Raw genomic sequence first — 14,071 nt, 5'->3', positions numbered from 1 at the left:
TAGACAAGGGTAAAAATACGTCCTCCGTCCGGAAACGGTACCGTTTGATACGCCCCGGGCGCTGCGTGAGCGTATGCGCGTTTTGAGTCTCACGCTCCGCCCCGACGGCGATCCGCTGTACGACGTGTACCGGGCCGTCGCCGACGGGGCGTCGGCGCGGACGCCCGTGCACGTACAGCGGTACGGGGACGGGACGGTCGTCGGGCTGTGCCGCCTCGCCGGCGGCCGGGAGTCGGTGACGGCCGCGCTCGCGGCCCACCCCGGCGTCCTCGAATACGACGTCGCCGACGACCGCGAGGGGACGGTCGGCGTCTCCCTCCGGGGCGAGCCGGCGGCGACGGCCGCGGCGCTCCACGAGGTCGTCGACCGCCGCCACCTCGTCGTCGACCTGCCGGTCTGGTTCGACGGGCCGGACGTTCGAGCGCGGGTCATCGGCGGCGCGGGGCGGCTGCGAGCCGCCCTCGACGATCTCCCGGCGGACGTCCGCACCGGTATCACCGTCGATCGGATCCGGGGGTACGTCCCGGGGACCTCGCACTTGCGATCCCTCCTGACCGACCGACAGCGGGCCGCCCTCGACGCGGCGGTCGAACTGGGGTATTACGACACCCCCCGGAGAGCCACGGCCGCCGACGTGGCGGCGGAGCTGGGCTGCGCGCGGAGCACCGCCTCCGAGCATCTCCGGAAGGCGGAAGCACGAGTGCTCTCGCGACTCGGCGGCTGAGTCAGCTGACTTAAACGCTCGACGATGGGCGGCAGAAACGCCTTGCCCGCAGGCGGCGTAGCTGCGCCGAACGATGGCCGAGAGGGACGGTCGCGATCGACCGCCGGGTCCGCCCGGCGCGCCGGTGCTCGGCAACACCCACCAGTACGCGAACGATCCGTTGAAATTCTTCGTCGAGACGGCCCGCGAGTACGGTCCGGTCGCGCGCTACGAACTCGGCGGCGAGACGTTCTACCAGCTCAACGATCCCGCGCACATAGAGCGGGTGCTCGTCCACGACAACGAGGCGTACGCGAAGGGCGAGCGCTTTCAGGCCGCGCTCGGGCCGGTGCTCGGCGAGGGCTTGCTCACGAGCGAGGGGGAGTTCTGGCGCGAGCAGCGACGCGCGATTCAGCCGGCCTTCCACCCGGAGCAACTGGCGCGGTACGCCGAGGTGATGACCGCCTACGCGGAGCGAACGGTCGACGACTGGCGGGCGGGCGAGCCGCGCGACGTGCACGCGGACATGATGGGACTGACCGTCGAGATCGCCGCGAAGACGCTCTTCGACGTCGACATCCGCGACGAGGAGGCGGCCGTCGGCGAGTCGCTCGAGGCCGTCATGGACCGCGTCGAGCGCACCGTCCGCCGCCCCGTCGAGATCCCGTCGTGGCTGCCGACGCCGGGAAACAGGCGCTACGATCGCGCGCTCTCGACGCTCGACGGAATCGCGGAGCGGATCGTCGACGCCCGTCGCGGATCGGCCCGGGTCGGACGACGGGGCGACGGCGAGCGCGTCGACGACGCGCGGGACGACGCCGCGCGCGAAGACGTCGTGTCGCGCCTCCTCGACGACGAGCGGAACGTGCCGCGCGAGCGGATCCGCGACGAGGTGGTCACGCTGCTCCTCGCGGGGCACGAGACGACCGCCCTCACGCTGACGTACGCGCTCCACCTGCTCTCGCGACACCCCGAGGCCGCGGCGACGCTCCGGGGCGAACTCGACGAGGTTCTCGGCGGTCGACCGCCGACGGTCGCGGACCTCGACGCGCTGCCGTACGCGGAGAAGGTCGTAAAGGAGACCATGCGAATCCACCCGCCGGTGTACGAACTGCTCCGCGAGCCGATCGAGGACGTCGCGATCGGCGGCTACCGCATCCCGGCCGGGAGCACGGTTTCGTTCCAGCAGTGGGTCGTCCACCGGGACCCGCGCTTCTACGATGATCCCGAGGCGTTCCGCCCGGAGCGGTGGACCGAGGCGTTCGAGCGGTCGCTGCCGCGGTTCGCGTACTTCCCGTTCGGCGGCGGCCCCCGGCGCTGCGTCGGCGACCGGTTCGCGTCGCTCGAAGCGCGGCTCGTGCTCGCGACGATCCTCCGGGAGTGGGAACTCGACGCGAGCGCCGACGCGCTGGCGTTCTCCCCGTCGATCACGCTGCGACCCGCCGGTCCCGTGGAGATGACGCCGCGGCGTCGCTGACGTCGTCCCGGCGAGTCCGGCCGGATTACGCGGCGTCGAACGCGTCGACGCCGGCCCGCGCGACCGTCACGTCCTCGTCGACGCTCCCGCCGCTGACGCCGACCGCGCCGACGACCTCGTCGCCGTCTCTCAGCGGGACGCCGCCGCCGAAGACGACGATTCGGCCGCCGTTGGTCACGTGGATGCCGTAGAGCGACTCGCCGGGCTGGGCGACCTCGCTCAGCTCCGCCGTCGAGAGTTGGAGGCTCGCGGCCGAGTACGCCTTGTTCTGCGCGATGTCGACGCTGGCGAGGAGCGCGCCGTCCATCCGGTGGAAGCCGACGAGGTTCGCGCCTCGGTCGACGACGGCGACGCACATCGGGACGCCGATCTCGGCGGCCTCCTCCTCGGCTGCGGTCAGGATCCGTCTTGCCGTTTCAAGCGTGACGTCTGGTATAGGTCATCACCCACCGTACAGACAGGCACCGCGGGTATATACCCTCTTGAACGTGCACGAAACGCGACAGTAGCGTCGAAGCGATCGTCACGTCCGACCGGCACTCGGCCTCGTCCGTTCCGCGGCGGGCCGGCGTCGACCCGTCCTCGAACAACCATATTTCCGCTGACCGGTGGATCATCCGCCCGAATCCGACGCTCCTGCCCGTCTCGGAGCGTTTCCGCGCCTCTCTCTATCGAGAGGCGCGGGATGTGCCCAAACTCGGCAATGTACACGCGTTACTTACACATGGATCGGTTTCACACGAAAAATTTTACTTTCATTGTATCTCCGAAAGAAATATCCTAAGTAACGATGATTATAGACTCCGCATGAGAGGAAACGAGCCGAGAGCGGACGGAGCCGGCGTGGCGGAGCCGGGCGGACCGAGGCGGTCGAAGCGGTTCGAGCGCCTCGACGATCGCCCGGTCAACCTCGACGGGTTCGCGAAGGAGTGGCCCGAGGTGGGGCTGGTCGTGATGGACGGACCGAACGACCCCGAGCCGAGCGTCGCCGTCGAGGAGGGGCGGATCGTCGAGATGGACGGCAAAACTCGCGACGAGTTCGACTTCATCGACCACTTCGTCGCCGATTACGCGATCGACGCGGAGCGGGCCGAGGAGGCGGTCGCGACGGACTCGCTCGACGTGGCCCGCCGGCTCGTCGACATCGACACGCCGCGGCGGGAGATCGTCGAGCTGACGACGGCGATGACGCCGGCAAAGCTCGTCGACGTGGTTTCCGAGCTGAACACGCTGGAGATGATGATGGCGCTGCAGAAGATGCGCGCGCGGCGGACGCCGGCGAACCAGGCGCACGTGACGAGCGTCAAGGATCACCCGGTGCAGATCGCCGCGGACGCCGCGGAGGCGACGCTCAGGGGATTCGACGAGATCGAGACCACCGTGGGCGTGGCGCGGTACGCGCCGTTCAACGCCCTGGCGCAGACGGTCGGCGCGCAGGCCGGTCGGGGCGGCGTCCTGACCCAGTGCGCCGTCGAGGAGGCGACGGAGCTGGAACTCGGCATGAAGGGGCTCACCGCGTACGCCGAGACGGTGTCCGTCTACGGGACGGAGTCCGTGTTCAAGGACGGCGACGACACGCCGTGGTCGAAGGCGTTTCTCGCGTCCGGGTACGCCTCCCGCGGGCTCAAGATGCGCTTTACCTCCGGCTCCGGCTCCGAGGTGAACATGGGACAGGCGGAGGGGAAGTCGATGCTCTACCTGGAGACGCGGTGCGTCCTCGTGACCAAGGGGTGCGGCGTCCAGGGGTTGCAAAACGGCGGAATCAGCTGCATCGCCATCCCCTCGTCCGTTCCGTCGGGGATCCGCTGCGTGCTCGCGGAGAACCTGATTACGACGATAGTCGACCTCGAAGTCGCCTCCGGCAACGACCAGACGTTCTCGCACTCGCACAAGCGGCAGATGGCGCGGACGATCCCGCAGTTGCTCGCCGGAACCGACTTCATCTTCTCGGGGTTCAGCGCCGTCCCGAACTACGACAACATGTTCGCGGGATCGAACTTCGACGCCTACGACTTCGACGACTACAACGTCATCCAGCGGGACCTGAAGGTCGACGGCGGGCTCAGGCCGGTCGACGAGGAGGACGTGATCGCGGCGCGCAACAGGGCCGCGAGCGCGTTGCAGGCGCTCTTTCGCGACCTCGGCTTCCCGGAGATCACGGACGAGGAGGTCGAGGCGGCGACCTACGCCGACGGCTCGAAGGACGTGCCCGACCGAAACCAGGCCGAGGACCTGAACGCGACGAAGGAGCTCATGGAGAGCGAGCTCACCGGCGCGGACGTCGCGGCGAGCCTGGCCGAGAACGGCTTCGAGGACATGGCGACGAACCTCCTGAACCTGCTCAAACAGCGCGTCTCCGGCGACTACCTCCAGACCTCCGCGATCCTCACGGAGGAGTTCGACGTCGTGAGCGCCGTCAACGACGCGAACGACTACCGCGGGCCGGGAACGGGCTACCGGCTCGAAGGCGAGCGGTGGGAGGAGATCAAGGACATCCGGCAGGCGTTCGACCCGGAGGGGGTGTGAGCCGATGAGCGCGCGCTCGCGGGGGTCGTCGACCCCGACGAGGGAGCTCGCCCTGACCGAGGTCGGCGAGGCCGAACGAGGACGGGAGACGGACGAGGTCGTGATCGCCGTCAGCCCGCAGTTCGGCGCGGAGCAGACCGAAACCATCGTCGGCGTCCCCCACGCCGACGTGCTCCGGGAGATGATGGCGGGGATCGAAGAGGAGGGCGTCTCGGCGCGCGTCGTCCGGTTTTACGACACGGCCGACCTCGGACAGATCGGCAACAGGAGCGCGAAACGCAGCGGTTCGGGGGTCTCGATCGGCGTGCAGTCGCGCGGAACGACGCTGATCCACCAGGAGGATCTCGTCCCGCTGAACAACCTCGAATTGTTCCCGCAGGCCCGCTCTTAGACGAGGCGCAGTTCAGGGCGATCGGCCGGAACGCCGCCCGGTACGCGAAGGGCGAATCGCCCGCGCCGGTCGCCGTCGAGAACGACGAGATGGCGCGGCCGAAGTACCAGGCACTCGCGGCCGTCTTGCACATAAAGGAGATGCAGTCCCTCGATCCCGACCGCCCGCCGGTCGAACTCGAGGTCGCGTTCGCGGAGAGGTGATAAAATGAGCGAAGACACGAACACGGAGGAGAACGCGGAACCGGTGGCGTACCCGCTCGCGAACGACCCGGAGGCCGTCGCCACCCCCGACGGGGTGCCCATGTCGGATATCACGCTCGACGCGCTGCTGGCTGGCGAGGTCGCCGGCGAGGACGTCAGGATCACCGCCGACACGCTCGAAAAGCAAGCTCGCGTCGCGGAGGAGAACGGCCGGCCGCAGGTCGCGCGGAACTTCAGGCGGGCCGCGGAACTCACCGCGGTCCCCGACGACCGGATTCTGGAGATCTACAACGCGCTGCGGCCGAGCGGCGCGGAGAAGGAGGCGCTCCTCGACATCGCCGACGAACTCGAATCGGAGTACGGCGCGACGATCAACGCGGCGCACGTCCGGGAGGCCGCGGAGATATACGAGACGCGGGGGCTCTACTGACGGGGCGGGCGTCTCCGCCTCGCACCCGCCGACTTCACCCATGAGACACCTCGCAGGAATCGACATCGGCAACTCGAGCACGGAGGTCGCGATCGTGCGAAAGGACGAGGACGGTCGCTGGCGGTTCGCCGCCAGCAGCCTCTTTCGAACCACGGGCCTGAAAGGGACGACGGAGAACGTGCCCGGGATCGTGAACGCCCTCGAACGGGGGGTCGAAAAAGCGGGTCTCTCGGTCGACGACCTCGACCTCCTGCTCCTCAACGAGGCCGCGCCCGTGATCGGCGACGTCGCGATGGAGACGATCACGGAGACGGTGATCACGGAGTCGACGATGATCGGCCACGATCCGTCGACGCCCGGCGGGGTCGGGATCGGAACCGGCGTCACCGTCGACGTCGAGGCGTCGGGCTGGGGGGCGATCGGGACGGTTCGGTCATCGCGCTCGTCCCGTCGAGCGTCGACTTCGCGGACGCCGCGGCGCGCATCAACGAGCGGGTCGAGCGAGGCGTCGACGTGCAGGGCGCGATCCTCCAGAAGGACGACGGGGTCCTCGTGTCGAACCGCCTCGATCGCGAGATACCGATCGTCGACGAGGTGTCGCGGATCGAGGACGTTCCGGTCGACCAGCCGGCGGCCGTCGAGGTCGCGTCCGACGGGCGGACGATACGGGAGCTTTCGAACCCCTACGGCATCGCGACGCTCTTCGACCTCTCCGCGGAGGAGACGAAGAAGGTCATCCCGGTCGCGCGGGCGCTCGTCGGCAACAAGTCCGCGGTCGTCGTCAAGACCCCCGCCGGGGACGTCGAGGAGCGGAGCATCCCTGCGGGGACGCTTCGGATCGTCGACGGCGGCGGAAACACGCGCGCGGTCGACACCGCGGACGGGGCCGACGCGATCATGGACGCCGTCGAGTCGGCGTGGCCGATCTCGGACGTCGAGGGCGAGAGCGGGACCAACATCGGCGGCATGCTGAGCAGGGCGCGCGCCGAGATGGCGGAGATCACCGGCCAGGAACCGGAGACGATCGAGATCCGCGATCTCCTCGCCGTCGACACGCTCGTCCCGACGACGATCCGCGGGGGCGTGGCCGGCGAGTTCAGCATGGAGAGCGCCGTCGGGTTGGCGTCGATGGTGAAGACGAGCAAGCTCCCGATGGAGCAGATCGCGGGGGAGCTTCGGCGGGAACTCGGCGTCGACGTTCGGATTCAGGGCGTCGAGGCGACGATGGCCGTGCTGGGGGCGCTGACGACGCCGGGAACGGACGTCCCGCTCGCGATCCTCGACATGGGCGGCGGGTCGACGGACGCGGCGTACATGGACGACGCCGGGGAGGTCGACTCGATACACCTAGCCGGAGCGGGCGACATGGTCACCATGTTGATCGACTCGGAGCTCGGTCTCGACGACGCCGAACTCGCAGAGCGGATAAAGACCAGTCCGCTCGCGAAGGTGCAGACGCTCTACAGCGTCCAGCACGAGGACGGTTCGGTGCGCTTTCTGGACGACCCGGTGTCGCCGGAGCTGTTCGGAAGGGTCGTCCTACTGGGAGACGACGGCGCGATGGAGCCCGTCGGCACGGACCACGAGCTGCGGAAGATCAGGGACGTCAGACGGGCGGCGAAGCGGAAGGTGTTCGTGACGAACGCGACGCGCGCGCTCGAACGCGTCACGCCGACGCACAACGTCCGCCACCTCCCGTTCGTGGTGATGGTCGGTCGATCGGCGCTGGACTTCGAGATCCCCGAACTGATCTCGGACTCGCTGGCGGAGTACGGCATCGTCTGCGGCCGCGGAAACGTCCGCGGCGAGCAGGGACCGAGAAACGCCGTGGCGACCGGACTCACCCTGGCGCACGTCGGCGGCGGGGACCACCTGGACGTCGATCTCCCCGGCTCGGTCACCGAGGCGACGGGGGAAACGGGATCGGGTGAACGTCCGTGACGGGCGGTCAGTCCGGCGGGAGGGAGTGCGGAAAACCCGCGGTACACGTCCGATACGCCGGCGAGTGCTCGGCGCTCGTCCGCCACGTCGAGTACGGACTGGAGGAAGAATCCGTTCCGTGGGCGCTGCGCGAATCGTCAGCCGACGCCGTGACGGCCGCGTACGAGGCGGCCGACGCCTCGCGCCTCCGCGTCGGCGTCGGCGTCTCCTCGGCCGGCGAGGTGGTCTTACACCACCGCCGTCTCCCCGAACGAGAGCCGCTCACCCGCGTCGCGGACGCCACGCCGGGCGACGCGCGCGCGATCGGCTCGAACGCGGCGCGGCTCGTAAAGCGGCTCCCGTTGAGGCCGCTCGCGGACGGCGACGCCTGATCCGTCGGTACGTCCTCGCGGTCGTGGCTCCCAGATCCCAAACCGTCCGCTACCGCTGACGCGGGGTTTATTTCTATTATCTTATAAATAATAGCTAGCTATCTTGAGAATAATTGATCTATACAAAAATTAGGAATTATATATGTCGAGGATAACCCGCTCCCGACCACTCGAACCTGTCTCGTTCACGGTCCTGTCGGTCCTCTTCGACCGAGCCGCGTCGTATCGTCGCTCGTAGCCGCTCTGCGGAAGCGATCAAAAAAAAGAGAATGATCCGTTCAGATTATTTTATTCTATTAATTTTATAATGCATTTGGATGAGATTAACAAATGCGGACAGTGTCCCATCGGTGAATGTATGCGTCACGAGAACGAGGCTGACGAAACGGGCGAAGATTCGAGCGCCAACGCACTGTCGCGTCGATCGTGGATGAAAATGCTTGGCGGTGTTGCGGCCGCGCCGCTTCTCGCAGACCAGGCGTCGGCCGCCTTGATCACGTCCGACCAGCAAGCGTCCCAGCGGGATTTCGGCAACGTCGTCAACATGGTCAACGCGGGCGCTGACCCGACGGGAGAAGAGCCGATCAATCCCGTCCTCGAGGAGGTCCGCGCGGACGACACGCTCCTCGTCTTCCCGGAGGGGCGGTACAAGATGAACACGACGTTCCGATACACGGGGTTCACCAACTTCGGAATCCGCGGCCCCAGAGCGACGATCGTTCCGACGAGCGCCGACGAGTGGATCGGAGAGGACGAGCGCTGCTTCCTCCTGGGAGTCTACTACAATCCCGGCCAGCGGATCCTGTTTCAGGGCGTGAACTTCGACTACACCGCGCCGAACACGGGCGTTCGCGCCGTCGAAGCCTACGCCACCGATCGACTCCTGGTAACGAACGTCGAAATTCAGGGTGAACACGACACGCTCTGGGACGCCGGCGGCACGTTCAACGTCACGGATCCACGAGGGGTCGGCGTCGTGAGCGGATTCCGCGTTCCCGACGGGACCGCGGCGCTCGAAGACGAAGGTGGACGGATCCAGTACGGACGGTCGGGGATCACCGTCAACCGGTACCACAAAGGGGGCATCTGGTTCCGCAACTGCGAGATAAAATCGTGCTGGGACAACGGGCTGTACGCGACCGACAGCGACGGATTCGTCTCGATTCAAGGTGGAGTGTACCAGAACAACAACGTCTCGAACCTCCGGCTCGGCGGGGTCGACAGCGTCATCCAGAGTCCGAAGGTGATCGTCGACCGCGTCCGCTTCAACGACCTCAACCAGCGCGGCATCCGGATCGAACAGGGAGCCAGAGTGTTGGTGAACAACCCCGACATCGACCTCGTGAACCCGAACGGCCACGCCATCACGGTGGAAAACGAGGTCACGTCTGCGACGATCGCGAACCCGAACATCGACATCGGATCGTCGCCGGTGCAGAACAGCCAGGGGATCGTCGTGAGCGGAAACACGGGGTCGGTTCGCGTCGTCGGCGGGCGAATCAACATCAACGGGCCGGACAACGGCGGGAACGCCATCTCGATCCGCAGCACCGAACAGACTACCGAACCGGTCATCGTCGAAAACCTGCAGATCACCGGCGACCGCGGCGGCGAACCGGGCGGCAGGGAGGCGATCTACTGTGATCGCGATGGCTGCACGTTCCGAAACCTCACGATCCGACAACCGGGACCGGCGTACCGTCAAGGAATCACGCTCGCGGGAGACAACTGTAAACTCGTGTTCAGCGACATCCAGACGACGCACCACCCCGTCATCAACACCGGGACCGGCACGCGGATCCTGAGTTCGAATCTCGACTCGTACGACGGTTACCCGGCCGCGAGGCTATACCCGTCGTCGTCCGACGTCGAGATCGTCGACACGGGCCTCGCTCACGGCATTCGAGACGACGGCGCGACGAATCTACGCCTCGTCTCGAATAGATACCCGTCGACCTGAGTCGCGGCGCGTTCCGAACCGTCCGCGACGGCGGTGACCTGTACGTCGAACTACATTATCCCTGATATTTTAATTTCGTTTATATTAACCATAGAATTATTTTACTTGGGACCCTGATTATCAGTCACGATGAAATTACATCGAAGCCGAACCCGTAGGACGGTCGTAAAAGCGCTCGGCGCTGTGGCGACGATCGGCGTCCTCGCACCGGAGTCGCCGATCGGAAGGGCGAGCGCGGAGACGGAAGACGAGGACGACGTGCCACCGGTCGAGTGGGTCGTCGGGATCGAAGAGGACGAGTACGAGTTCGTGAGGGACTCGGGGAAGAACGCGGTCGCCCGCACGGCCGACGGCGGCTACGTCGTCGCGACGACCGGGTGGCCGAGTCCGAGCGGTTCGGCGTCGGACGAACGGTACTTCGCGCTCGTGAAACTCGACGCCGACGGGGAGCGTGAGTGGGTGCGGCTCGTCGACGACGGCCTCTCGTCGTCCTCACAGATCGCGGAGGACCTCGTCGCCACGCCCGACGGCGGGACGCTCGTCGTGGGGCAGGCCCACCGGACGCACGAGGCCGAGAACGGGCGCGAGCAAACCGAAGTCGTCGCCGTGGCCGTCAAGACGGACGACGAGGGGAGAGCCGAGTGGGTGAAGACGTTCTCGGAGGACGAAACGGGCGAAGACGGCGACGACGATCCGGAAGAGGACCACGACTACGAGGCGCTCGCGTGGTTCGAGGCGGTCCAGCGGACGAGCGACGGCGGCTTCGTCCTCTGCGGGCAGAAGTCCAGCCGCGGCTGGCTGGTAAAGCTCGACGCAGAGGGGGAGACGGAGTGGGAGGAGCTTTACGAAAACGCGAGCAACGCCGACGGTGCCTCGTCGGTCAGCCAGACCGAAGACGGCGGCTACGCGTTCGTCGTCGCCGACCAGGTCGTGGTTCGGGTCGACGCCGAAGGGGACGTCGAGTGGGAGGCGGAGGCGTCGGACGCGCAGGTCTTCCGGGACGCCGCGTTGGCGTCCGATGGGAGCGTCGTCGTCGCCGGATACGAGCGGAAGGGCGACGGAACCGACGACGACAGTAGCGACTTCACGTTGTTGAACTTTGACGACTCGGGAGCCGTCGCCTGGGAGCGGACGTACAACGGTCCCCGCGAGGGAATGGACGCGGCGCAGTCGGTCCTCCGCGCCGACGACGGGGGATACGTGCTCGCCGGTTCGATGCAGGACGAGTCCGGGGACAGGCGGCTCGCCTTCCTGAAAACCGACGCCGAGGGCGAACGGGAGTGGCAGCGTCTCGTCGACGAGACCGGCGGCGCTGACAGCGGGACGTCGCTCGTCGCGGCGGGCGACGGCGGCGTCGTCGCCACGTGGTCGTACCCGGGTGCAGTGAAACTCGGATCGGTGAACGGGAGCGACGGCGGGAACGGGTCCGAGCCCGGAACCGAGACGCCGGAGGAGACGGAGAGTCCCGAAGGGACGGAAACGCCCGACGAGACGGAGACGCCCGAGGACACTGAAACGCCCCGAGAGACGGAAACGCAGACACAGACGCCCGAGAGCGAGACCACGGAGACCGACGGTCCGACCGAAACGGCCGAGACGACGCAAACCGACACCGCCGCCGCGGAATCCCCGACGAACGGGACGGAGGAGCCAGGAGACGGCGGCTCGGGCGACGGGCCGTCCGACGGCGACGGGACCGACCTGGACGGGCCGGGATTCGGCGTCGGTGCCGGGATCGCCGGGCTCGCCGGGGCGGCCGGGTACTACCTTCGTAGGGCCGGCGGGTCGGAATCGGCGGACGAGGAGTGACGGTCGGACCGAACGAGCCAGCCGTCGGCCAAACGTCGGTCGAACGGCGTCGGTCCCGTTCGCTCGTTCGCGCGACGGTCCTGGACCGATAAAGACCGTACAGGTGAAGAACCGGCACACATTATTCAACGATAGAACTACATTCCGGATATGATCCGGATTAGGAGTATTAAATAGAACGAATAATAACCTGATCCGGTAGTTTTATATATTTGCTATCTGAGCATCTCGCATGGGATATGATAACAAGAGAAAGGCGGTGAACAGACGGGAATTCATCAGGGTGACCGGCGGCGGGGTCGTCGCGGGATCGCTCGCCGGCTGTCTCAGGATCGGGGGGCCCGGAGGTGGCGACGAGGGAGGGCTCACGATCGGGTTTTACGGACCGTTCTCCGGGCCAGCCTCGAACATCGGCGAGCAGAAACGCATGGCCGCCGAACTCTCCCGCGACCTGCTCAACGAGGCGGACGGCGTCCACGGCGAAGACGTCGAACTGCGGTTCGGCGATTCCGAATCGGCCCCCGCTGCCGGCCGGAACGAGGTGAACCGGTTGATCCAGGAGGAGAACGTGGACGTCGTCGGCGGCGGGTTTCACAGCGACGTCGCGCTCGCCACCCTGGAGGTGACGAGTCAACACGAGACGCCGCAGATAATCGACGAGGCGGTTTCGAGCGAGATCGTCGAGAAGATCAACGCGGACGAGCTGTGGAACGCCTTCAAGACCGCACCCCCGTCGGAGGCGTACGCGGTGGGGTGGCGGCAACTGATCACCCAGTTCCAGGAGCGTGAGATCGGTTACTTCCCGTACGAGGATCGGACGATCGCGCTCGTCGGCGAGGACACGTCCTACGGGCTCTCCATCATGGACCTGATGGAGGCCGAACTCGACGAGATCGGGTGGGAGGTCGTCTCACAGGACGAGGTGAGCCTCGACGAGACGGAGTTCACGTCGCTCCTCGCGCGGATCGAAGAGGACGACCCGGACGTGGTGTGGGCCGTCCAGACATCCTCGACCGGCGCCGGCAACCTCGCGAGCCAATTCGCGGACACCGGCTTCGAGGAAACCCACCTATTCCACAACTACGGGCTCACGATCGACGAGGCGCGAGAGAGCGCCGGAGAGAGCGCGGACGGCGCCGTGACGCTCCTGAACGCGGGACGCGTCGACAGCCTCCTCGAAGAGCAGGGGGCCCTCGACGCGTGGACCGAACGGTACGACGCCGACATGACGGGGAGCGCCGCCCTCTCCTACCAGAACGTCAAGGTCATCGCCGAGATCGCCGGGTCGTTCGACGACCTCGACGCCTTCCGATCGGCCGGCGTCGACGAGTGGAGGCGGGCGGTAATCGAGCACGAACCGATCCCGGGCGGAACAGGCCACATCGACTTCCAGGAGAACCACCAGGCTGCGTGGGGAAGCACGGAGACGCAACCCGCGATCGGCTATCAGGTGCTCGGCGGCGAACTCTCGTTCGTCTGGCCGTTCGAGATCGCCTCCGACGAGGTCGACGAGAGCGTCTACTGAGCAGCGCCGCGGATCACCAACCGCGCGAACGTTGCGTTCGCCCTCGATCGGACCCGAATCGGCCGTCGCCGGCCGTTCCCGGACCGACCGTCGGTGGGCGACGAACCCAACGACACCACCATGGAAATTCACGACGTCGAAACCGAAGCCGACAGACGAAATGCGTTTCCCGTCCTGCGTGAGCTCCGCTCGCACCTTGATTTCGAACGGTTCGAAGCGCTGTACGCGGAGATGGCTGACGAGGGCTACCGCCTCTTCGCGGGCTACGACGGCGACGAGGTCGTCGCCGTCGCGGGCGTCAAACTGGCGACGAACTTTTACCTCGGTCGGCACGCGTACGTGTACGATCTCGTCACGACGGCCAACCGGCGCTCCGAGGGGCACGGCGAAGCGCTCCTCTCGTTCGTCCACGAGTGGGCGAAGGAGCGCGATTGCGAGGCCGTTGAACTCGAATCCGGTCTCTGGCGGGACGACGCCCACCGCTTCTACACCGATCGGATGGGGTACGAAACGTACTGCTACTCGTTCAAACATGACCTGGACTGACGCCATGCCGCCCGCGAGGGCGGCTCCGAAACCGACACGTCGTCCGAGCCGTCCGGGTGCGGTCCCGCCGGGTGGGACGGCCCGCCCGGCGATTCGGCCGCGACGCGCGGCCGACCGAAAGGAGTCGAAGTCGACGAATCCGCCACGAGCAACGAATCCGTCGCAGACGGTGGCGAAGACGAAGGCGAG

General features: G+C 67.0%; 12 protein-coding genes and 1 pseudogene. 12 read left to right on the top strand and 1 reads right to left on the bottom strand.

The annotated features are described in order from the left end of the window. Nucleotides 1–73: 73 nt before the first annotated feature. Both C3L37_RS11370 and C3L37_RS11365 read left to right on the top strand, forming a co-directional pair. Nucleotides 74–724: a helix-turn-helix domain-containing protein gene (locus C3L37_RS11370; protein ID WP_129114737.1), complete on the top strand. Its 651-nt coding sequence runs from the start codon at nucleotides 74–76 to the stop codon at nucleotides 722–724. 73 nt (nucleotides 725–797) lie between these two features. Further along, a complete protein-coding gene (locus tag C3L37_RS11365; protein WP_129114736.1) occupies nucleotides 798–2,180 on the top strand; it encodes a cytochrome P450 in 1,383 nt (460 codons plus the stop codon). A 25-nt stretch (nucleotides 2,181–2,205) separates the two neighbouring features. On the opposite strand, the gene C3L37_RS11360 is transcribed toward C3L37_RS11365, so the two are convergent. After that, nucleotides 2,206–2,616: a GlcG/HbpS family heme-binding protein gene (locus tag C3L37_RS11360; RefSeq protein WP_129114735.1), complete on the bottom strand. Its 411-nt coding sequence runs from the start codon at nucleotides 2,614–2,616 to the stop codon at nucleotides 2,206–2,208. Between the two features lie 371 nt (nucleotides 2,617–2,987). Here C3L37_RS11360 and C3L37_RS11355 point away from each other — a divergent pair, with 371 nt between their 5' ends. From C3L37_RS11355 to C3L37_RS11315, 10 genes and pseudogenes are all read left to right on the top strand, one after another. Then, nucleotides 2,988–4,706, top strand: coding sequence for a propanediol/glycerol family dehydratase large subunit (locus C3L37_RS11355; protein ID WP_129114734.1), 1,719 nt, complete (start codon nucleotides 2,988–2,990; stop codon nucleotides 4,704–4,706). A gap of 4 nt (nucleotides 4,707–4,710) precedes the next feature. Then, on the top strand, nucleotides 4,711–5,097 hold the full coding sequence (locus tag C3L37_RS11350; protein WP_267195317.1) for a glycerol dehydratase reactivase beta/small subunit family protein: 387 nt from the start codon (nucleotides 4,711–4,713) through the stop codon (nucleotides 5,095–5,097). A 207-nt stretch (nucleotides 5,098–5,304) separates the two neighbouring features. Next, the gene (locus C3L37_RS11345; protein WP_129114733.1) at nucleotides 5,305–5,730 is read left to right on the top strand and encodes a diol dehydratase small subunit; all 426 of its coding nucleotides are present in this window, start codon (nucleotides 5,305–5,307) and stop codon (nucleotides 5,728–5,730) included. Between the two features lie 40 nt (nucleotides 5,731–5,770). Continuing rightward, nucleotides 5,771–6,091 (top strand): annotated as a pseudogene (locus tag C3L37_RS25540) (diol dehydratase reactivase subunit alpha); the annotation flags it as partial. Between the two features lie 47 nt (nucleotides 6,092–6,138). Beyond that, on the top strand, nucleotides 6,139–7,671 hold the full coding sequence (locus tag C3L37_RS11340) for a diol dehydratase reactivase subunit alpha (RefSeq protein WP_323740466.1): 1,533 nt from the start codon (nucleotides 6,139–6,141) through the stop codon (nucleotides 7,669–7,671). Beyond that, on the top strand, nucleotides 7,668–8,042 hold the full coding sequence (locus C3L37_RS11335) for a glycerol dehydratase reactivase beta/small subunit family protein (protein WP_129114732.1): 375 nt from the start codon (nucleotides 7,668–7,670) through the stop codon (nucleotides 8,040–8,042). Before C3L37_RS11340 ends, C3L37_RS11335 begins: the two co-directional genes overlap by 4 nt. 358 nt (nucleotides 8,043–8,400) lie before the next feature. Further along, the gene (locus C3L37_RS11330; protein ID WP_129114731.1) at nucleotides 8,401–10,002 is read left to right on the top strand and encodes a right-handed parallel beta-helix repeat-containing protein; all 1,602 of its coding nucleotides are present in this window, start codon (nucleotides 8,401–8,403) and stop codon (nucleotides 10,000–10,002) included. Nucleotides 10,003–10,185: 183 nt separating this feature from the next. Next, nucleotides 10,186–11,811 carry a hypothetical protein gene (locus C3L37_RS11325; RefSeq protein WP_129114730.1) on the top strand — a complete coding sequence of 542 codons (1,626 nt, stop codon included), beginning with the start codon at nucleotides 10,186–10,188 and terminating at the stop codon, nucleotides 11,809–11,811. A gap of 232 nt (nucleotides 11,812–12,043) precedes the next feature. Beyond that, complete coding sequence (locus C3L37_RS11320; protein ID WP_129114729.1) at nucleotides 12,044–13,336, top strand: ABC transporter substrate-binding protein; 1,293 nt, start codon at nucleotides 12,044–12,046, stop codon at nucleotides 13,334–13,336. Between the two features lie 120 nt (nucleotides 13,337–13,456). Beyond that, a complete protein-coding gene (locus C3L37_RS11315) occupies nucleotides 13,457–13,882 on the top strand; it encodes a GNAT family N-acetyltransferase (RefSeq protein ID WP_129114728.1) in 426 nt (141 codons plus the stop codon). Nucleotides 13,883–14,071 lie beyond the last annotated feature (189 nt).

Source organism: Halegenticoccus tardaugens (assembly GCF_004116405.1).
In the GTDB taxonomy this organism is placed as follows: domain Archaea; phylum Halobacteriota; class Halobacteria; order Halobacteriales; family Haloferacaceae; genus Halegenticoccus; species Halegenticoccus tardaugens.
Note: the sequence above shows the minus strand (reverse complement) of the source record. Positions and strands in the feature narration are given on the sequence as shown.